This window comes from Bradyrhizobium sp. WBAH42 (assembly GCF_024585265.1).
In the GTDB taxonomy this organism is placed as follows: Bacteria; Pseudomonadota; Alphaproteobacteria; order Rhizobiales; family Xanthobacteraceae; genus Bradyrhizobium.
This window is the reverse complement of record NZ_CP036533.1, coordinates 2334181-2351620: the sequence shown is the minus strand read 5'-3', so window position 1 is coordinate 2351620 and position 17440 is coordinate 2334181. Positions and strand designations below refer to the sequence as shown.

Annotated in this window: 18 protein-coding genes and 1 tRNA gene; 11 read left to right on the top strand and 8 right to left on the bottom strand. The window is 65.3% G+C overall.

Features of this window, described 5'->3' with window-relative positions; genetic code table 11:
- The first annotated feature begins 2 nt into the window (after nt 1-2).
- Nucleotides 3-707, top strand: a complete 705-nt coding sequence (locus DCG74_RS10965) for a response regulator transcription factor (protein ID WP_172784975.1) — start codon at nt 3-5, stop codon at nt 705-707.
- Complete coding sequence (locus DCG74_RS10960) at nt 704-2290, top strand: ATP-binding protein (protein WP_172784976.1); 1587 nt, start codon at nt 704-706, stop codon at nt 2288-2290. Before DCG74_RS10965 ends, DCG74_RS10960 begins: the two co-directional genes overlap by 4 nt.
- Here the strand turns inward: DCG74_RS10960 and DCG74_RS10955 are convergent.
- Nucleotides 2287-2427 (bottom strand): hypothetical protein, encoded by a 141-nt coding sequence (locus DCG74_RS10955; RefSeq protein WP_165935896.1) that lies wholly within the window; start codon nt 2425-2427, stop codon nt 2287-2289. The two genes, DCG74_RS10960 and DCG74_RS10955, sit on opposite strands and share 4 nt — an antisense overlap.
- Before the next feature lie 79 nt (nt 2428-2506).
- Between DCG74_RS10955 and DCG74_RS10950 the strand changes: the two genes are divergently transcribed.
- The 4 genes from DCG74_RS10950 (at nt 2507) to DCG74_RS10935 (ending at nt 6971) form a co-directional block, all read left to right on the top strand.
- Nucleotides 2507-3076: an alpha-ketoglutarate-dependent dioxygenase AlkB gene (locus DCG74_RS10950; RefSeq protein WP_172784977.1), complete on the top strand. Its 570-nt coding sequence runs from the start codon at nt 2507-2509 to the stop codon at nt 3074-3076.
- 236 nt (nt 3077-3312) lie between these two features.
- On the top strand, nt 3313-4242 hold the full coding sequence (locus DCG74_RS10945; RefSeq protein ID WP_172784978.1) for an alpha/beta hydrolase: 930 nt from the start codon (nt 3313-3315) through the stop codon (nt 4240-4242).
- A gap of 138 nt (nt 4243-4380) precedes the next feature.
- Nucleotides 4381-5607 carry an ABC transporter substrate-binding protein gene (locus DCG74_RS10940; RefSeq protein ID WP_172784979.1) on the top strand — a complete coding sequence of 409 codons (1227 nt, stop codon included), beginning with the start codon at nt 4381-4383 and terminating at the stop codon, nt 5605-5607.
- A gap of 272 nt (nt 5608-5879) precedes the next feature.
- A complete protein-coding gene (locus DCG74_RS10935) occupies nt 5880-6971 on the top strand; it encodes an enolase C-terminal domain-like protein (RefSeq protein WP_172784980.1) in 1092 nt (363 codons plus the stop codon).
- Between the two features lie 9 nt (nt 6972-6980).
- Here the strand turns inward: DCG74_RS10935 and DCG74_RS10930 are convergent, their stop codons facing one another.
- The 5 genes from DCG74_RS10930 to cpdR form a co-directional block, all read right to left on the bottom strand.
- A complete protein-coding gene (locus DCG74_RS10930) occupies nt 6981-7403 on the bottom strand; it encodes a RidA family protein (RefSeq protein ID WP_172784981.1) in 423 nt (140 codons plus the stop codon).
- Nucleotides 7404-7613: 210 nt separating this feature from the next.
- Nucleotides 7614-7940, bottom strand: coding sequence for a hypothetical protein (locus DCG74_RS10925; protein WP_172784982.1), 327 nt, complete (start codon nt 7938-7940; stop codon nt 7614-7616).
- Complete coding sequence (locus tag DCG74_RS10920) at nt 7937-8410, bottom strand: L-2-amino-thiazoline-4-carboxylic acid hydrolase (RefSeq protein WP_172784983.1); 474 nt, start codon at nt 8408-8410, stop codon at nt 7937-7939. The genes DCG74_RS10925 and DCG74_RS10920 overlap by 4 nt, the downstream gene beginning before the upstream one ends.
- A 286-nt stretch (nt 8411-8696) precedes the next feature.
- Nucleotides 8697-8771: transfer RNA gene (locus DCG74_RS10915), tRNA-Val, on the bottom strand.
- A 72-nt stretch (nt 8772-8843) separates the two neighbouring features.
- Nucleotides 8844-9203 carry a cell cycle two-component system response regulator CpdR gene (gene cpdR / locus DCG74_RS10910; protein ID WP_007597092.1) on the bottom strand — a complete coding sequence of 120 codons (360 nt, stop codon included), beginning with the start codon at nt 9201-9203 and terminating at the stop codon, nt 8844-8846.
- A 333-nt stretch (nt 9204-9536) separates the two neighbouring features.
- On the opposite strand from cpdR, the gene DCG74_RS10905 reads away from it, so the two are divergent.
- The 3 genes from DCG74_RS10905 (at nt 9537) to DCG74_RS10895 (ending at nt 12733) form a co-directional block, all read left to right on the top strand.
- The gene (locus tag DCG74_RS10905) at nt 9537-10427 is read left to right on the top strand and encodes an N-formylglutamate amidohydrolase (protein WP_172784984.1); all 891 of its coding nucleotides are present in this window, start codon (nt 9537-9539) and stop codon (nt 10425-10427) included.
- Nucleotides 10428-10951: 524 nt separating this feature from the next.
- The gene (hisN, locus tag DCG74_RS10900) at nt 10952-11734 is read left to right on the top strand and encodes a histidinol-phosphatase (RefSeq protein WP_172784985.1); all 783 of its coding nucleotides are present in this window, start codon (nt 10952-10954) and stop codon (nt 11732-11734) included.
- A 21-nt stretch (nt 11735-11755) separates the two neighbouring features.
- Nucleotides 11756-12733 (top strand): tripartite tricarboxylate transporter substrate binding protein, encoded by a 978-nt coding sequence (locus DCG74_RS10895; RefSeq protein WP_172784986.1) that lies wholly within the window; start codon nt 11756-11758, stop codon nt 12731-12733.
- Nucleotides 12734-12908: 175 nt separating this feature from the next.
- Here DCG74_RS10895 and DCG74_RS10890 read toward each other — a convergent pair whose 3' ends face one another.
- Nucleotides 12909-13799, bottom strand: a complete 891-nt coding sequence (locus DCG74_RS10890; protein WP_172784987.1) for a LysR substrate-binding domain-containing protein — start codon at nt 13797-13799, stop codon at nt 12909-12911.
- Between the two features lie 148 nt (nt 13800-13947).
- Between DCG74_RS10890 and DCG74_RS10885 the strand changes: the two genes are divergently transcribed.
- Nucleotides 13948-14700: a sulfite exporter TauE/SafE family protein gene (locus tag DCG74_RS10885; RefSeq protein ID WP_172784988.1), complete on the top strand. Its 753-nt coding sequence runs from the start codon at nt 13948-13950 to the stop codon at nt 14698-14700.
- 5 nt (nt 14701-14705) lie between these two features.
- On the opposite strand, the gene DCG74_RS10880 is transcribed toward DCG74_RS10885, so the two are convergent.
- The gene (locus tag DCG74_RS10880; RefSeq protein ID WP_172784989.1) at nt 14706-15338 is read right to left on the bottom strand and encodes a LysE family translocator; all 633 of its coding nucleotides are present in this window, start codon (nt 15336-15338) and stop codon (nt 14706-14708) included.
- Between the two features lie 235 nt (nt 15339-15573).
- Here DCG74_RS10880 and DCG74_RS10875 point away from each other — a divergent pair, with 235 nt between their 5' ends.
- Nucleotides 15574-17370 carry an adenylate/guanylate cyclase domain-containing protein gene (locus tag DCG74_RS10875; RefSeq protein WP_172784990.1) on the top strand — a complete coding sequence of 599 codons (1797 nt, stop codon included), beginning with the start codon at nt 15574-15576 and terminating at the stop codon, nt 17368-17370.
- Nucleotides 17371-17440 lie beyond the last annotated feature (70 nt).

Below are 17440 nucleotides of genomic sequence, written 5' to 3'. Positions count from 1 at the left end.
TCTTGGCGCATCGCATTCTCATCGTCGACGACGAGGGCCATATCCGCGAGGTCATCCGCGTCGCCCTGAAGAAGGCCGGCATGGACGTGATCGAGGCGCGCGACGGCAAGGAGGCGCTTCTCCGCTTTGCCGCCGACAGACCCGACCTCATCGTGCTCGACATCGGCATGCCCGAGTTCGACGGCCTCGACGTCTGCCGCGAGATCCGCAAGGGCTCCGACGTGCCGATCCTGTTCCTGTCGGCGCGCGATGAGGAGATCGACCGCATCCTCGGCCTCGAGATCGGCGGCGACGATTACGTGACGAAGCCATTCAGCCCGCGCGAGCTGGTGGCGCGGGTCAATGTCATCCTGCGCCGCCTCAGCCCACGCAATGGCGAGGCCAAGGCCGGGCCCACCGCGCTGGCGCAAGGCGGCCTGCTGATCGATCCCGAGCAGCACGTCGCAACCTTCGCCGGCACGCCGCTGAAGCTGACCGCGATCGAGTTCGGCATCCTGCGCGCATTCCTGACCCGGCCGACATCGGTGTTCAACCGCGAGCAGCTGATGCGCGCGGCCTATCAGCTCAACATCCAGGTCTCCGACCGCACCATCGACAGCCACATCCGCAACATCCGCGCCAAGCTGGCGGCGCTTTCCTGCGACAACGTGATCGAGACGATCCACGGCGTCGGCTTCAAGCTCGGCCGCTGCGAGAAAGAGGCATGAGCGCTGCGCCCGACAAATGGCGGCCCTCGCTCACCCTCGTGATCTTCACGGTGCTGGCGACGGTCGGGATATTGCCGCTGGTCGGCCTGTTCTTCTTCCGTCTCTACGACAACCAGCTGATCCGCCAGACCCAGGCCGAGCTGATCGCCCAGAGCCGCGTGCTGGCGACGATCTATGCGCAGGAGGTCGCGGCAAGGCTCGACGGCGGCCTCATGCTGGGCGCCGAGGTGCCGCCGGGCGTGCTGCCCGATCCCGGCGACCAGGTCACGCCGATCCGCCCCGCGCTCGACCTCACCGCGAACGACCTCCTGCGGCGGCGGCCCGATGCGCTGCCCGCGCCCAAGCCGGCGCAAGCAGCCTATGTCGAGATCGGCGCCAGGCTGACGCCGATCATCCGCGAGACCCAGAAGGTGACGCTGGCCGGCTTTCGCATCCTCGATCCCCAGGGCGTGGTGATTGCCGGGCGGCAGGAGGTCGGCCAGTCGCTCGCCCATATCGAGGAAGTCTCGGACGCCCTGCACGGGCAATACCGCGCGACTTTACGCAACCGCGTGCCGGACAAGCCGCCGCCGCCGATCTATTCCTTCAGCCGCGGCCTCGGCGTGCACGTGTTCTCGGCGATGCCCGTGATCGTCAACAACCGCGTCGCCGGGGTGATCTACACGACGCGGACGCCGAGCAACATCTTCGACCATCTCTACCAGGAGCGGGCCAAGTTCGTGCTGGCCGGCCTTGCCGTCATCCTCGGCACGATCGCGATCGGCCTCGTGTTCTCGCGCACCATCACGCTGCCGATGCGCGAGCTGATCGACCGCGCCGCCAGAATCGGCCGCGGCGACCGCGAGGCATTCCAGCCGCTGAAACATTACGGCACGCGCGAGTTCGCCCAGCTCTCGCACAGCTTTCTCGGCATGGCCGAGCAGCTGGCGCGGCGCTCCGACTATATCGCGACCTTCTCGGCCCATCTCACCCACGAGCTGAAATCGCCGCTGACCTCGATCAAGGGCGCGGCCGAGCTGTTGCAGGATTCGGTTCAAGGCAAGGCCGAGGGCCTGACGCCGGCCGAGCAGAAGACCTTCATCGCCAACATCCTGTCGGATACCCAACGGCTGGAGGCGATGGCACAGCGATTGCGCGAGCTCGCCCGCGCCGAGAGCCTGCCGCAGAACGAGCGCACCGAGCTGGCGCCCGTGATCGCCGATCTCAGGAACCGGTTTCCGGCAAGCGCGATCGAGGCCAGCGGCAGCCTCGACCGGGCGATCGGCATGTCCTCGGAGAAGGCGCTGATCGTGCTGTCACACATCGCCGACAATGCGGTGCGGCACAAGGCCGGGACGATCAGGCTGGAGGCGGTCGACGCGCGGACGACCGTGCTCGTGACGGTCAGCAATGACGGCGAGCCGATCTCGGCGCCGAACCGCGACAGGATCTTTGATGCGTTCTTCACCACCCGCCGCGACCAGGGCGGCACCGGCATGGGGCTGGCGATCGCGCGCGCGGTAATGGCGAGCCATGGCGGCTCGATCAGGCTGAAGCCGACCGACGAAGGGGCCGCCTTCGAACTCCAGTTTCCGGTTGCCTAGATTGCAAAGACCCAGGCGGCGACGATGGTGCCGATGGTGACGAGACCGGCGATGGTCCAGCCGGCCGCGTATTCCAGCTCAGGATGACCGGTCGCCCGCATGATCTCAACCGGATCGGCGGTATGCTTCTCTGCCATGACAGCCTCGCACGTTTCTTCCCGCGTCATAGATAAGTCGCATCAGCCGCAAAGAGGTTCCATCACGGAAATGCGAGGCATGACGCAGCTAGGTTTGTTCGCCGACCCGCAGGAAGGCCCGGCCGGCCTTCGCTACACGGACGATTTTATCGATCGTGTCACCGAGCAGGATCTGATCGGCCGCATCGCAGCATTGCCGCTCCAGCGCTTTCAGTTCGGCGCGTTCGAGGGCAACCGCCGGGTGGCGTCGTTCGGCTATCGCTACGACTACACGCTGCAGCTTCTAGCCGAGGCCGATCCGATCCCGGACTGGGTGCGGCCGGTCGCGCGCCAGGTCGAGGCCTGGGCGGGGCTGCCGGAGGGCAGCGTCCGGCAGGTGCTGTGCACCGAATACGAGGTCGGCGTCGGCATCGGCTGGCATCGCGACAAGCCGCATTTCGACAAGGTGCTCGGCCTGTCGCTGGGCTCGCCTTGCGCTTTCCGCTTCCGCCGGCGCAGGGGCAAGAAGTGGGAGCGCCACACGCTCGCGACCCTGCCGCGCTCGCTCTACATGATGGACGGCGAGGCGCGGTCGCAATGGGAGCACAGCATCCCGCCGGTCGCGGCGCCTCGCTACTCCATCACCTTCCGGACGATGAAGCGGGCCTGACGGGCCGTCCAAAACAAAAACTGCGAAAACAACCCCATGCACAGTAGAACGCCAGATCCGGCGCGAGCCTCGGCGGCGCCGGACAACGGCTTGACGGATCGGGATAAAACGGCGGCTGCGCGCGGTGTCGGCCAAGGCGCCGCGAATTCGCCTCAAGGCCGGCGGACTAATGAGACGAATTGAAAAGACGGGCCATATCTGCGAGCCAAGACGAGTCCCGCAAGGCCGCCACACCCATGAAGAACTATCTGACATTTTTCCTGTTTCTGACCATGACCGCGGCCTCCGCGCACGCACCGGTGCCGGGCCGGCTCCCGCCGCCCTCCGATCTCGTGCAAGTGGGCCTCACCGATTCCGACACCACCGCCGGCGGCACCGCGCGGCTGTGCGAGCAGGTGACCTTCTCGCGCGGCCTGCGCTATGGCGAGAGCGAGGCCAACGTGCTCGATGTCGCGGCCAGCGCGACCAAGGCCGATACGCCGCGGCCGGTGCTGGTGTTCGTGGCGGGTGACACCTTCACCGGCGACCGCGGAGCGCCGGAGCTGTCGCGCCAGATCCAGGATCAGGCCATGTGCTTTGCCGCGCGCAACGGCATGATCGGGGTCCGGGTCAATTATCGCCTGGCACCCGCGGCGACCTGGCCGGCCGGCGCGTCCGATGTGGCGGCGGCGCTGTCCTGGGTCCACGGCAATATCGATCTCTTCAACGGCGATGCCCGCGAAATCGTCGCGGTCGGCTACGGCGCCGGCGCCTTCCACGTCGCCACCCTGCTGGCGCATCCGGAGCTGCAGACCGCCGGCGCCGACGTCGCCGGCGTGGTGCTGGTGTCCGGGGTCTACCGCGCCGGCAAGGACGCCAGCGACAGCGAGAAGGCCTATCTCGGCGGTGATGCCACCCAGTACGATAAACGCTCGGTGTTCCCCGGCATCCTCAATGTCGACGTGCCGATCGTGCTGGCCTGGGCCGCGGACGATTCCGCCGGTCTCGTGGCGCAGGGCGAGACCCTGAAGAAGACGCTGTGCGGCGCCGGCCATTGCCCGCGCAGCACGCTGCTGCGCAGCCGCGACGGCATCGCGAGCGCCTTCGGCCTCGATGGCTCCGGCGACAGTCTCGCGGAGCCGACGCTGCTGCTGGTGCATCAGCTCGAGGCGCGGGGGTTGCCGTAACGCGTTGCGGCAACACGCCTGCCGCTTTCATCGAAGCGCGCTCCCAGCCACACGATTGCCAAACGCTTGACCTAGATCAAGCGGCCTTGGTGGGGATTGAGCCGACCTCGTTTGGGGGCCAACCACAGGGCATCGAACATGCGCGTCATCGGCAGGATGCTGTTCGTTTCCGCGATTGCCGTCGCATCGCTGGGCGCGATGTCGCAGCAGCAACACTCGGTTCAACCCGCAAGCGACCAGGAGATCCGCATCGGCAATGTCATGCCGTATTCGGGGCCGCTGTCGGAGTTCGGCGCGATCGGCCAGGCGGAAGCGGCCTATTTCGACATGGTCAACGCGCGCGGCGGGATCAACGGCCGCAAGATCCGGTTCATCACCCGCGACGACAATTCCGATCCGGCGACCGCGCTGGAGCTGACGCGCAAGCTGGTCGAGACGGACGGCGTGCACCTGATGTTCGGCTCGTTCGGCACGCCGGGCAATCTCGCCACGCGCCGGTACCTGAACGAGAAGAAGATCCCGCAGCTGTTCGTTGCCACCGGCGACGAGGAGCTGAGCCAGCCGAACGCGTTTCCCTGGACCATGGGCTGGCAGCCGTCGTTCCGGTCGGAGGGGCGCATCTATGCCAACTACATCCAGGCCTATTACCCCAGAAAGAAGATCGTCGTGCTCTGGCAGAACGACCAGTTCGGACGCATGCTGTACAAGGGCATCCAGGAGGGCCTTGGCGATCTCAACCGTCACGTTCTCGTCGACATCGCCTTCGACCTTGCCGACGAACATCTCGACGGGCACGTCTCGATCCTCAAGCGCGCCGGCGCCGATATCTTCGTCTTCCTCGGCGTGCCCTCGACCGCATCCAAGGTGATCAAGCTGGCAGCGTCTATGAATTGGCGCCCGGTCTTCATCGTCAACGATGCCTCCGCCTCGATCGCCAATGCGATGGCGCCCGCGGGGCTGGAGAATTCCGCCGGCGTGATCTCGGCGGCCTTCCTGAAGGATCCGAGCGATCCGGCCTGGAAGAACGATCCCGCCATGAAGGACTGGTTCGCCTTCATGGACAAATACCATCAGGTCGAAAGCACCAACAATAGCGCAGCCGTCTATGGCTACGCCGCGGCCGAGGCGCTGGCGCAGGTGCTGAAGCAATGCGGCGACGATTTTTCGCGCGAGAACATCATGCGCCAGGCGGCCTCGCTCAGGGACGTCAATCCCTCCCTGGCGTTGCCCAACATCCGGATGAGCACCTCGCCGAACAATTATCTGCCGATCAGGCAGATGCGGCTGGTGCAGTTCGACGGCCGGTCGTGGCAGCAGTTCGGGGACGTGATCGAGACGGCGTTCACGGAAGGTGCGGCAAGGTGAGGTGACTCTGACCTCCCCTGGAGGGGCAGTGCTGTCGCATTTGAGAGCTTTTCCGTGCGGCCATCCTTCGAGACGCCTGCTTTAGGCGGGCTCCTCAGGATGAGGACGGAGTGCGCGGAAGCAGTTTCAACTCGCACTGACGCCAAATAGCCTCATTCCGGCTTAAGCGAGGCCAGCGCGTCTCCAGCAGCGAGCGCACGCGGAGCCTTTTCGTTTGATCACGGATGCTTAAGATCGGCACCGACCTGCAGCCGCTCCGCCGGGAGAGACCCATGACCGAGACCATCCGCATCAAGCGCTTTGTCGCGCGCCCCGTGATCGTGCCGATGAATCTGCCGCTCCAGACTTCGACCGGGGCGGTCGCCAAGGCGCCGCTGGTGCTGATCGACTGCGAGACCGACCACGGCGCGACAGGCCATGCCTATCTGTTCTCGATCACGCCCTCGGCCCTGAAGCCGCTGACGGCGATGGTCACGGAAATGTCAGACCTCGTCGCCGGCGACGAGCTGCTGCCGTTCGAGATCGAGCGCAAGCTGAGCCGGCGCTTCACGCTGCTGGGCCTCGCCGGCCTGCAGCGGCTGGCGCAATCCGGCATCGACATGGCGGCATGGGACGCGTTGGCGCGCACACGCGGCCTGCCGCTGGCCCGCCTGCTCGGCGGCGCACCGAAGCCGGTGCGCGCCTACAATTCGAAGGGCCTCGGCATCATGCCGGCGGGCGCCGCGGTGGAGGAAGCGCACAAGCTGCTGGCCGAGGGGTTTCACGCCGCCAAGATCCGCGTCGGCCGGAGCGATGCGCGGGAGGACCTCGCCGTCGTGCGCGCGGTGCGCAAGGCCGTCGGCGACGAGGTCACGCTGATGTGCGACTACAACCAGGCGCTGACGGTCACCGAAGCGATCCGCCGCGGCGAGATGCTCGACGACGAGGGCCTCACCTGGATCGAGGAGCCGATCCGCCATGACGATTATGAGGGCAATGCCCGCATCGCCGACGCGCTGCAGACGCCGGTCCAGATCGGCGAGAACTTTGACAGCGCGTTTTCCATGCAGAGCGCCCTCGCCGCGGAGGCCTGCGACTACGTGATGCCTGATGTTCAGCGCATCGGCGGCGTCACCGGCTGGCTGCGGGCCGCATCGCTCGCCCATGCGGCCGGCATCGAGATGTCGTCGCACCTGTTCTCGGAGATCAGCGCGCATCTGCTCTGCGTGACGCCATCAGCGCATTGGCTGGAATATGTCGACTGGGCCGATGCGGTGCTGGCAACGCGGCTGCAGATCAAGGACGGCTTTGCGCTGCCGAGCGAGGAGCCCGGCAACGGGATCGCGTGGGACGAGGCGGCGGTCGCCAAATATCTCGTCAAATAGAACGACCTCCTACGGCCGAACGGCGGCAATCATGCTCAGCTCGACCGGCGCTCCCCGCGGCAACTCGGCGACGCCGACGGACGTCCGCGTGTGACGGCCGCGATCGCCGAGACGTTCGATCAGCCGGTCGGAGGCACCGTTCATGACTTGCGACTGCTGGGTAAATCCGGGCGCTGAAGCAACATATCCAGCGACTTGCAAGACCTGGACGATCCTGTCCTCGCCGCCCGTTGCGTGGTTGATCGCCGCAATGCAGAGATCGGCGCAGAGCGCCGCAGCCTCCTGCGCGGCCGCGATATCGACGCCAGCGCCGACCTTGCCCGCATACAGCAGGTCCTCGCCGCGACGGGGCAGCTGACCGCTGACATAGGCAATTCCATCATGGATGATCACCGGCAGATAGTTGCCGCCGGGCTTGTTGATGCTGCTCATCTTGAAAGCCTGCCTTCTTTTCATCTCCGGCACAGCGACGCATTTCGCCGAACGCCGTAACCCGATCGCACCAGGCTCGTTGCCGTGGTGGCCGACCGGACAATGGCAGGCGGCGAGTCGTGGATCAAGGCGGTGCAGATCCAGCTCCGACAAGACCTCGCCTGCACGCATTGCACGGCGGCGGTGCGCGGGAGCAAACGCGACGTTCCGTCATCCTGAGGCGCGAGTGGCGCGATGCAAATGCATCCCGCCGAGATCCTCGAAGGACGAACGGCCCGGATCCGGCGAGGCCGTCGCCATTCGAGGGCCGCTGAAGAAGCGGCCACGTCCAGCGACAACGGCTTCGCCGTTGCGCGGGGGTGACGGTCCGCATGTATCTGCCGGCTGCATCAGCATCGTCAATTGCGAGCGCAGCGAAGCAATCCAGACTGCTGCCTGCGGAAAGACTCTGGATTGCTTCGCTGCGCTCGCAATGACCGGCCCCATCAGCACCAGCATTGCCACGGCGCGACAGATCGTCCGCATCGTTGCCGTCATCGTGACCCGCCCACATCGCGCTTGTAGCGGAAGTCGCAATGGGAGGCGCCTTGCATGATCGTCTGCGTGCGCGTGAGCTTGACGTCGGGACCAAAACCTTCCGCGGTGGCAAAGTCGGCGGTGCAGATCAGGAGGAAACCGAGCTCCGGCTCGCCCAGGGCCTTGTAGAACTCGGCATAGGCGCAGCGCGTCACGTCGATAGCGAACGCGTCATGCGTCTGCTCCACGAGGTCATAGGCGAGCGCATCGTCGCGGGCATAGGTGCGGAAGGCCGAGGACACGGCCTTGCCGAGATCGCGCTCGTTCTTGGCCTTCCAGAATTCCTCGCCGAAGCGGCGATAGAGATCGCCGAGCGCCTTGCGCACCAGCGCGTTGGCGCGCGCCTCGCCGAGCTCGGCCTGCAATGCCTTGACCAGCGGCACCAGCACCTGCGCCTGGATCTTTGCCTGTTCGATGACGGATACGGTCATGGCGGCCTCGCATGGAAGGCTGCATCGTAGCCAGTATGGAGTGAAAGCGTAATCCGAGGCGGTGCCCAAGGGGACAGAGCCCTGGATTGCGCTGCGCTCCATCCAAGCTACGGATGTTCCAATGATACCGAGGAGGCCGCACCAGTCCGTCTACGCTCTTCGAGCTACGCCGGACACGCTTCGCAATGAGATTCGCGGCTTGCCGAGCCGAGCTCGCGGCGGCAGCCCGCCTGCGCCCGTTGGGCTTCGGCGCGGCATCCTTCACTCTGCTATCGCGAGCGAAGGATGGTGGGCACGACAGGGATCGAACCTGTGACCCCTACCATGTCAAGGTAGTGCTCTCCCGCTGAGCTACGTGCCCTAGAGGTCATTTCATCGGTGGGGTCCCTATAACGGCTCAGGGGACCCGGCGCAAGGACGGAACGGGGCCGATTTAGGCCGCCAGCATCTTGTTCACTTCGCTGACCAATTCGCGCAAATGCACGGGCTTGGACAGCACCTTGGCGTTCTTGGGGGCGTCCGAATCCGAGTTCAGGGCGACCGCGGCAAAGCCGGTGATGAACATGATTTTGATGTCGGGATCGAGTTCCGAGGCCCGGCGGGCCAGCTCGATGCCGTCCATTTCCGGCATCACGATGTCGGTCAGCAGCATCTCGAACGGCTCTTCCCGCAGCCGCTGATAGGCGGCCATGCCGTTGTCGTGGGACGAGACCTGAAAACCGGCGTTTTCCAGCGCCTTGACCAGGAAACGGCGCATGTCGTTGTCGTCTTCGGCGAGCAGGATCTTTGGCATGGCAGGAAACGTCGAATCCCCAGAGGATATCAGCAGAGGTCACTAAGCCCGACGGAGGGTAAATTTGGGGTGAAAATCTTAACCCTGCGGCGGCCCCGCTGCCGGCTCTTTGTGGACCGTAACGAACTCCGAATCAATCGAGCCGGATCTGCGGGTCCACATCCCGATGCCCGCACGGTTAAGACCTGTTCCAATCGGCCAATACATCTTTTCGCTTGGCAGAATGGTTGCGATTCCGGACAATGACGTCACATAAGAGCCGCGTGATCGGCCGAATCATTGAATCCGGAGCTTGTCCGGATCGTGCGGCACGAAGGGACGAAGCCTGAGAAGATGACCCGGTTTGACGGCGACATGTCGCCAGCCTTCGAGATCTTCGAGCCCGCCGAATGGCGTGCGCCTGTCATCTTCAACTCGCCGCATTCCGGCTCGACCTATCCTGAGGAATTCCTGGCGGCCTCGCGGATCGACCTGCCGACGCTGCGGCGGTCGGAAGATTCGTTCATGGACGAGCTGATCGGCCATCTGAGCGCGCGCGGCTTTCCGACGGTGCGGGTCAACTTTCCCCGCTCCTATGTCGACGTCAACCGCGAGCCCTATGAGCTCGACCCGCGCATGTTCACGGGCCGTCTGCCGAGCTTCGCCAACACCCGCTCGATGCGGGTCGCCGGCGGCCTCGGCACCATTCCGCGCGTGGTTGGCGACGGCCAGGAAATCTATCGCGACCGCATCCTGGTTGATGATGCGCTGGGGCGCATCGAGACGCTGTACAAGCCCTACCATCGCGCGCTGCGCCGGCTGATCAACAAGGTGCACCAGATGTTCGGCACGGTGGTGCTGGTGGACTGCCATTCGATGCCCTCGGTCGGCGTCAGCAGGGACGAGCCGCGCCGGCCCGACGTCGTGATCGGCGATCGCTACGGCACCAGCTGTACGCCGCTCTTGCCCGATCGCGTCGAGGAGACCATGAGCGGGCTCGGCTATTCGATCGGCCGCAACAAGCCCTATGCCGGCGGCTTCATCACCGAGCATTACGGCAATCCCGCAAGCGGCCTGCACGCCGTGCAGCTCGAGCTCAACCGCGCGATCTACATGGACGAGCGGCGGCGCGAGCGCAGTGCTCGCTTTGCGCAAGTGGCCTCCGACTTCGGCGTTCTCGCCGACGTGCTGGCGACCACGATTCCGTTCGCCGACCTCGGCCCGTTCCAGGCCGCGGCGGAATAGGACTCAGCTTCTCTCCAACGACGAGACCTTGCGCGCGAGTGCGCTTTCACTTCGCAAGCTTGCGCGCCCCAAAATGAAAACGGCGGGGCTAAGAAAAAAGGGCCGCTCGCGAATGACGCAAGCGGCCCAAGTCTAGGGAGGAAACGCCCAAGGAGGGCAGCGGTAACGCAGAGCGCTACCGCACCGCAACAATATGCGGCCGCGCCGCACAAAGTGCAAGGGCTTTTGCGCCGTTTCCCATGCAAATCGCACATGGCTCAGTTGCTTCCATGGAAACCCAGATTCAGTTTCTTTGATAAGGAAATTCAATGGGTTGATAGTCATTTGCATACGAACAAGGCAACCTCGGAACTAAGTTTTCAACTCCGTGATCGATATTTGGCCAGCAGATGACTGGAATGGGGCAGCCGTGCTCGGCATCCAAAATACCAGGGCGCAACATCAAGACAGCGCTGCACGCGGCAGGCGAATTGAGCTAGGCAGGAGGCAAGCTTCATCCAACCTTCGCTTCGAGGATTTCGCCTGTGACGGTGATCGACTTCTCCGCCTTCATCGGTCGGCTTGCCACCGCCTCCGGCGAAACCATCCTGCCGTTCTTCCGCACCTCGCTGTCGATCGACGACAAGAGCAAGACCAAGGATTTCGACCCGGTCACCGAGGCCGACCGCGCCGCCGAGGCGGTGATGCGGCGGCTGATCAAGGCCAACTTCCCCCAGCACGGCATCGTCGGCGAGGAATTCGGCAGCGAGCGCGAGGACGCCGACTACGTCTGGGTGCTCGATCCCATCGACGGTACCAAATCCTTCATCGGCGGCTTTCCGATCTGGGGCACGCTGATCGCGCTTTTGCACAAGGGCACGCCGGTTTTCGGCATGATGCACCAGCCCTTCATCGGCGAGCGCTTTTCCGGCGACAACGGTTCGGCCAATTATAAGGGGCCGTCGGGCGAGCGCCGGCTCCAGGTCCGCCGCTGCGCTTCACTGTCGGAGGCCACGACCTACACCACCAGCCCGCTGCTGATGAACGAGAGCGACCGCGCCATCTTCGGCCGCATCGAGAGGAGCGCGCGGCTGTCGCGTTATGGCGGCGACTGCTACTCCTATTGCATGCTTGCCGCCGGCCACGTCGACCTCGTGGTCGAGACCGAGCTGAAGCCCTACGACATCGCGGCGCTGATCCCGATCGTAACCGGCGCCGGGGGCGTCGTCACCACCTGGGAAGGGAAGCCGGCCCAGGGCGGCGGCCGCATCATCGCGGCCGGCGACGCGCGGGTTCACGAGGAAGCGTTGAAGCTTTTGAACCAATAGCAAGGGAAGCGGAGGGCTTGCATGATTCTCTCAAGCAGGCTGCTCGTTACATTGTTCTTGGGATTGTTCCTGCTGCTGCCATCGCTGGCATCGGCGCAGAACTTTCCGACCAAGCCGATCAAGCTGATCGTGCCGTTTTCCGCCGGCGGGCCCAACGACATCATCGCCCGGGTCATCGGCCAGCGCATGTCGGAACTGTGCGGTCAGCCGGTGCTGATCGACAATCGCGGCGGACAGGGCGGCGTGCTCGGCACCGACGCCGTCGCGAAGAGCCCGCCCGACGGCTATACCATCGCGATCACTTCGGCCGGCGCCCTCGCGATCAGCTCGAGCATGGAGAAGGTCGCCTACGACACCCTCACCGACCTCACCCCGGTGACGCTGGTCGCGATCGTGCCGGAAATGCTCGTCGTCGCCGCCAACGTCCCCACAAAGGACGCCGGCGAATTGATCGCGCTGGCCAGGGCGCAGCCGGGCAAGCTCAACTTCGCCTCAACCGGCGCCGGCAGCCTGCCGCATCTCGCCGGTGAATTGTTCAAGCTGACGGCCAGGATCGACATCGTCCACGTGCCCTATCGCGGCGCCGCGCCTGCGGTGAACGACCTCCTGGGGCAGCAGGTGCAGATGGCGTTCCTCGATCTCCCGGCGCTGCTGCCGCAGGTCAAGACGGGCGCCCTGCGCCCCATTGCCGTCGGCTCGGCCGAACGTGCGCCGACCGCGCCTGACGTCCCGACCACCGCGGAAGCGGGCTTTCCCGATCTGCGCATCGAGAACTGGTACGGCATGGTCGCGCCCAAGGGCACGCCGAAGGAGATCATCGCCGCGCTGCATGGCCTCGTCACGAAGGCAATGGCGGATCCCGCGGTGAAGGAAAAGCTGAGCCAGCAAGGCGCGACGCTGATCGGCGATGAGCCGGAGCATTTTCGTCAATTCATCGCCGACGAAACCAAGAAGTGGGCGAAGGTGATCAAGGACGCCGGCGTGGAGACGGCGAAGTAGCTCTTACCCTCCCCTGGAGGGGGAGGGTCGATCGCGCGAAGCGCGAGCGGGGTGGGGTGATCTCTCCACTCGGACAGCGTTCGTCGCGGAGAGACCGTCACCCCACCCCGTCTCACATTTTCGCTTCGCTCAATGTGAGCCGACCCTCCCCCTCCAGGGGAGGGTAAGAGTCCTCTCACACCGCCTCGGCCCTGAGATGCTCCACCAGCATCTTGGCTGGCCGCGGCAGCGTCTTGAAGCTGCGCGCGCAGATCACGAGGCGGCGGTTGGCCCAGGCATCGCGCAGGCGGACCATGGCAAGCGGCATAGTCTTGGCGCAGCGGCGGGCGGCGGCTTCGGGCACGAGTGCGACGCCGACATCGGCGGCGACCATCTGGCAGATCGCGTCGAAATCGCGCAGGCGGGCGCGGACATGCTGGCGGATGCCGAGCCGCGCCGCGTGCCTGGAAATATGCATCTGGAGCGCGGTGGCGCTGGTCAGGCCGACGAAGTCGCAAGCCCCCGCCTCCTGAAAGTCGATCTGGCGGCGGCCGGCGAACGGACCGCGTTTCGAGGTCACCAGCGTCAGGCGATCCTCGCTGAAGGGGAAGCGCTCGATATGCTCGGGCAGCGCGTGCTCGGCGGCGAAGCCGAGGTCGGCAGCGCCTGCGGCGATCGCCGCCGCGATATCGGTGCTCTCGCGTTCCTCGATGTCGACGGCGACGTCGCGATGCTCGCGCAGGAAGCCGGCGAGCGCCTTCGGCAAATGCTCCGACAGGCCCGACGTGTTGGCGAGGAAATGCACGCTGGCGCGCACGCCGCTGGCAAAGCCGGCGAGATCGCCGCGCATGGCGTCGATCTGATGGATCACGAGCCTGGCATGATCGAGCAGGCTCTCGCCGGCCGCGGTCAACTCGATGCCGCGGCGCCCGCGCTTGAGCAGTACGACGCCGAGCGCATCCTCCAGGCCCTTGATGCGCGCGCTGGCCGAGGCCAGCGCCAGATGCGAGCGCTCCGCACCGCGCGTGATGCTGCGCTGGTCGGCGACCGCGATGAAGAGCTGGAGATCGACGAGGTCGAAGCGCATGAGATGTCTCTTCTTTGTTGTTGGGTATGATCTTGTCGGAAAACCGCTTGGCACTTTTCCGGATCATGCTCCAGCCTTCGTTGATAGCGAAGGCTGTCTCCGTAACCTCCAGATTGTGCGCCCGCGCGGCTTCGGTCAATGTATTGAGATGATCGACCCGCTGCTCATTCTCATCGCCGTCGTCTTCCTGCTCGCCGGATTCGTCAAAGGCGTGGTCGGGCTCGGCCTGCCGACGGTGTCCATGGGCCTGCTCGCCGTGAGCATGGCGCCGGGCCGCGCCATCGCCATCGTCATCGTTCCCGCCATCGTCACCAACATCTGGCAGACCTTCGTCGGTCCGTATTTGCGCGACATCCTGCGGCGGCTGTGGCCGCTGATGATCGGCACCGTGATCGGCTGCTGGCTCAATGCCGGCGCGCTGACCGGACCTCACGCGCGCTACGGCACGATCGTGCTCGGCGCCCTGCTGGTCGTCTACGCCGTGATCGGGCTGAACAAGTTCCACTTCCGCGTCGCGCCCGAGAACGAGAAATGGGTCGGCGGCGTGGTCGGCGTCATCACCGGCGTGATCTCGGCCTCGACCGGCGTGCAAGTGATCCCGTCGATGCCGTTCATGCAGGCGATCGGCATGGAGAAGGACGAGCTGGTGCAGGCGCTCGGCGTGTTCTTCACTACCGCCACGCTGGCGCTCGCCTTCAACCTGACCGCGGTCGGATTGCTGACGCCGGCCAATGCCGTGCCGGGCGCGATCGGCCTCGCCATGGCCTTTGCCGGCATGTTCATCGGCCAATCGGTGCGGGCGCGGATGCCGGCCGAAGCGTTTCGCCACTGGTTCCTGATCGCGATGATCCTGCTCGGCCTGTATCTCGCCGGCAGCGCGCTGGTGAAGGAGTTTGCCTGAAGGAGTTACCGGCTCTCCAGCATGGCGACACGGATGCCGAGATAGATGAAGAGGCCGCCGAGCGCGCGGTTGACCCAGGCAATCGCCGCCTCGGACTGACGCAGCCGGTGCGCGGCCCTGGCGGCGAAGGCGGCGAGCACCAGGCACCACAGCGTCCCCGTAAAGATGAAGATCAGGCCGAGCGTCAGGAAGGCGAGCGGCTTGTGCGGCGCATCGGCCGCGACGAATTGCGGCAGGAAGGCCAGGAAGAACAGCGCGACCTTGGGATTGAGCGCATTGGTGAAGACGCCCTGGAGGAAGACCCGCGAGAGCGAGCTGCGCACCGGCTCATCGATGCTTGAAGCCAGCACAGGGCGCGACCACAGCATCTGGAGGCCGGCGACGACCAGATAGGCCGCGCCGACCAGCTTCAGGATCGAGAAGGCCGTGGACGAGGCCACCAACAGAGCAGAAAGCCCGATCGCCGCGCCCGCGACATGGACGAAGCAGCCGCAACTGATGCCCAGGGCGGCAGCGGCGCCGCCGCGCCAGCCCATCTGCATGCTGCGGCCGATCACATAGACCGAATCCGGTCCCGGCGTGATGTTGAGCAGCACGCCCGAGAGGATGAAAAGCCCGATTTCGTGAATATCCAGCATGAAAGGTGCCCCGCTGCCGTCCTGGCGGTCCCAGTTCCGCTTAGTCGGTTCGCCCGTCCCCGTCCACCGCCGGGATTGCGTAGGATTTACCTCGAATTTGCAATGCGGATCATGCTTCCGCTCCGGCGCATCTGCTCTATAAAGGCGGGGTTCTTGAAATGCGGGATTCGCGGCAACCGCCACGCTGTGGCCGGTCCCGGATTCCTCACCCAAGTCCCCTTGGAGCTTTGCGGATATGGAAAGACGTCTGGCCGCCATCGTCTGCGCCGATGTCGCCGGCTATTCGCGCATGATGGGCAGCGACGAGGCCGGCACTCATGCCGCCTTCAAGGCCCATCGCGCCGCGATCCATCCCATCATCCTCAATCACGGCGGCCGCGTCGTGAAGAACACCGGCGACGGCTTCCTGCTGGAATTCCCCTCGATCGTCGGCGCCACCGAGGCGGCGATCGCGATGCAGACGCTGATGGCCGAGCGCAACCACCATCTGCCGGCCGATCGCGCCATGCAGTTCCGGCTCGGCATCCACATGGGCGACGTGATCGCCGACGAGGACGAGGTGTTCGGCGACGACGTCAACATCGCCGTCCGCCTCGAATCGGTGGCGAGCCCCGGCGGATTCGCGATCTCGGCCAAGGCCTATCGGGAGGCCAGCAAGCATCTCACCGTGCCGCTGACCGATGCCGGCAACCATCGCTTCAAGAACATCAAGGATGCGATCGAGGTCTTTACCTGGACACCCGAAGGCGCGCCGGCGCTTGCTCCCGAGCTCCGGGAGGCCTCGGTTCTCTCGCAGCAGTACCGTACCGCGATCGTCGGCGTGCTGCCCTTTGCCAATCTCAGCGACGCCCAGGACGAATATTTCTCCGATGGCCTCACCGAGGACCTGATCCATGCGCTGTCGCTGCAATCCTTCTATCGGGTGCTGAGCCGCAACTCGACATTCGCCTTCAAGGGCAAGAACGTCGGCACGCGGCTGATCGCGCGCGAGATCGATGCGACTTACCTGATCCAGGGCTCGGTGCGGCGCGCCGGCGCCAAGATCCGCGTCACCGCCGAACTGATCGCGCCGGAGACCGGCGAGCAGCTCTGGACCGGCCGCTACGACCGCGACATCGGCGACCTGTTCGCGATGCAGGACGAGATCACGACCAACCTGTCCGCCGCCATCGCCACCGAGATCGTCCGTGCCGAGGCTTCGGCGCCGGCGCGGCTCTCGACCGACGTCTCCGCCTGGGACCGCTTCCTCAAGGGGCTGTCGCATTACTACCGGCAGACCAAGGAGGATCTGGCGGCCGCCGTCGAGCTGTTCCGCGAGGCCATCGGGCTCGATCCCAAACTGTCGATCGCGCACGCCTATCTCGCCACGATCCAGATCCAGAGCATCCAGTTCGGCTGGGTCAAGGGCACGCGCGAGATGTGGGCCGAGGCGATGAACCTCGCCGAAACCAGCGTGCGGCTCGACCCGCGCTCCTCCTTCGCGTTCTCGATCCTGTCCTGGGCGCATGCGATGGAGGGGCATCACGAGGCGGCGATGGACGCCGCCAAGCGCGCCGTCGCGCTCAATCCCTACGACAATGGCGCACGCGGCGTGCTCGGCATCTGCCATTTCATGATCGGCGAGCATCGCGAGGCGATCGAGCTGTTCTCGATGGCCGCGCAACGCGACAACAGCGACCCGCGCTACCAATGGGCGGCGCTGAACGCATTCAGCCATTATCTGTTGCGCCAATATGACGCGACGCTGTCATGGGCGCGCGAGCAGCTCTACATCAACCCGAATCACATGCAGGCGCTGGCGATCCGGGCCGCGGCGTTGGCGCAGCTGGGGCGAAACGACGAGGCCAGCGAAGCCGCCCGCGTGCTGATGGCAAATTATCCAACGCTGAACGTCGACAGGCACTTGCGCAACTTCCACTGGAAGCGGCCCGAAGACCTCGCCCATTATCGCGAGGGGCTGCTGAAGGCCGGCGTGCCGCTCGGCAAGCTGACGCTGGTTCAGAGCGACGTGAAGCGGGCCGCCGAATCCTGAGCGAAAGCCCGCTGTTGTTGACAGGACAGTGAAATCCGCCACACTTCGTCACACGCTGAAGTAGTATATC

What these genes read in the sequence shown, in the direction of transcription:
- DCG74_RS10950 (WP_172784977.1), top strand. Translation starts at nt 2,507, where the DNA reads ATGACGCAGCTAGGTTTGTTCGCCGACCCGCAGGAAGGCCCGGCCGGC.
- DCG74_RS10885 (WP_172784988.1), top strand. Translation starts at nt 13,948, where the DNA reads ATGATCGACCCGCTGCTCATTCTCATCGCCGTCGTCTTCCTGCTCGCC.
- DCG74_RS10875 (WP_172784990.1), top strand. Translation starts at nt 15,574, where the DNA reads ATGGAAAGACGTCTGGCCGCCATCGTCTGCGCCGATGTCGCCGGCTAT.
- DCG74_RS10925 (WP_172784982.1), bottom strand. Translation starts at nt 7,940, where the DNA reads ATGACGGCAACGATGCGGACGATCTGTCGCGCCGTGGCAATGCTGGTG.
- DCG74_RS10895 (WP_172784986.1), top strand. Translation starts at nt 11,756, where the DNA reads ATGATTCTCTCAAGCAGGCTGCTCGTTACATTGTTCTTGGGATTGTTC.
- DCG74_RS10945 (WP_172784978.1), top strand. Translation starts at nt 3,313, where the DNA reads ATGAAGAACTATCTGACATTTTTCCTGTTTCTGACCATGACCGCGGCC.
- DCG74_RS10955 (WP_165935896.1), bottom strand. Translation starts at nt 2,427, where the DNA reads ATGGCAGAGAAGCATACCGCCGATCCGGTTGAGATCATGCGGGCGACC.
- DCG74_RS10890 (WP_172784987.1), bottom strand. Translation starts at nt 13,799, where the DNA reads ATGCGCTTCGACCTCGTCGATCTCCAGCTCTTCATCGCGGTCGCCGAC.
- DCG74_RS10940 (WP_172784979.1), top strand. Translation starts at nt 4,381, where the DNA reads ATGCGCGTCATCGGCAGGATGCTGTTCGTTTCCGCGATTGCCGTCGCA.
- cpdR (WP_007597092.1), bottom strand. Translation starts at nt 9,203, where the DNA reads ATGCCAAAGATCCTGCTCGCCGAAGACGACAACGACATGCGCCGTTTC.
- DCG74_RS10905 (WP_172784984.1), top strand. Translation starts at nt 9,537, where the DNA reads ATGACCCGGTTTGACGGCGACATGTCGCCAGCCTTCGAGATCTTCGAG.
- DCG74_RS10960 (WP_172784976.1), top strand. Translation starts at nt 704, where the DNA reads ATGAGCGCTGCGCCCGACAAATGGCGGCCCTCGCTCACCCTCGTGATC.
- DCG74_RS10935 (WP_172784980.1), top strand. Translation starts at nt 5,880, where the DNA reads ATGACCGAGACCATCCGCATCAAGCGCTTTGTCGCGCGCCCCGTGATC.
- DCG74_RS10880 (WP_172784989.1), bottom strand. Translation starts at nt 15,338, where the DNA reads ATGCTGGATATTCACGAAATCGGGCTTTTCATCCTCTCGGGCGTGCTG.
- DCG74_RS10920 (WP_172784983.1), bottom strand. Translation starts at nt 8,410, where the DNA reads ATGACCGTATCCGTCATCGAACAGGCAAAGATCCAGGCGCAGGTGCTG.
- DCG74_RS10930 (WP_172784981.1), bottom strand. Translation starts at nt 7,403, where the DNA reads ATGAGCAGCATCAACAAGCCCGGCGGCAACTATCTGCCGGTGATCATC.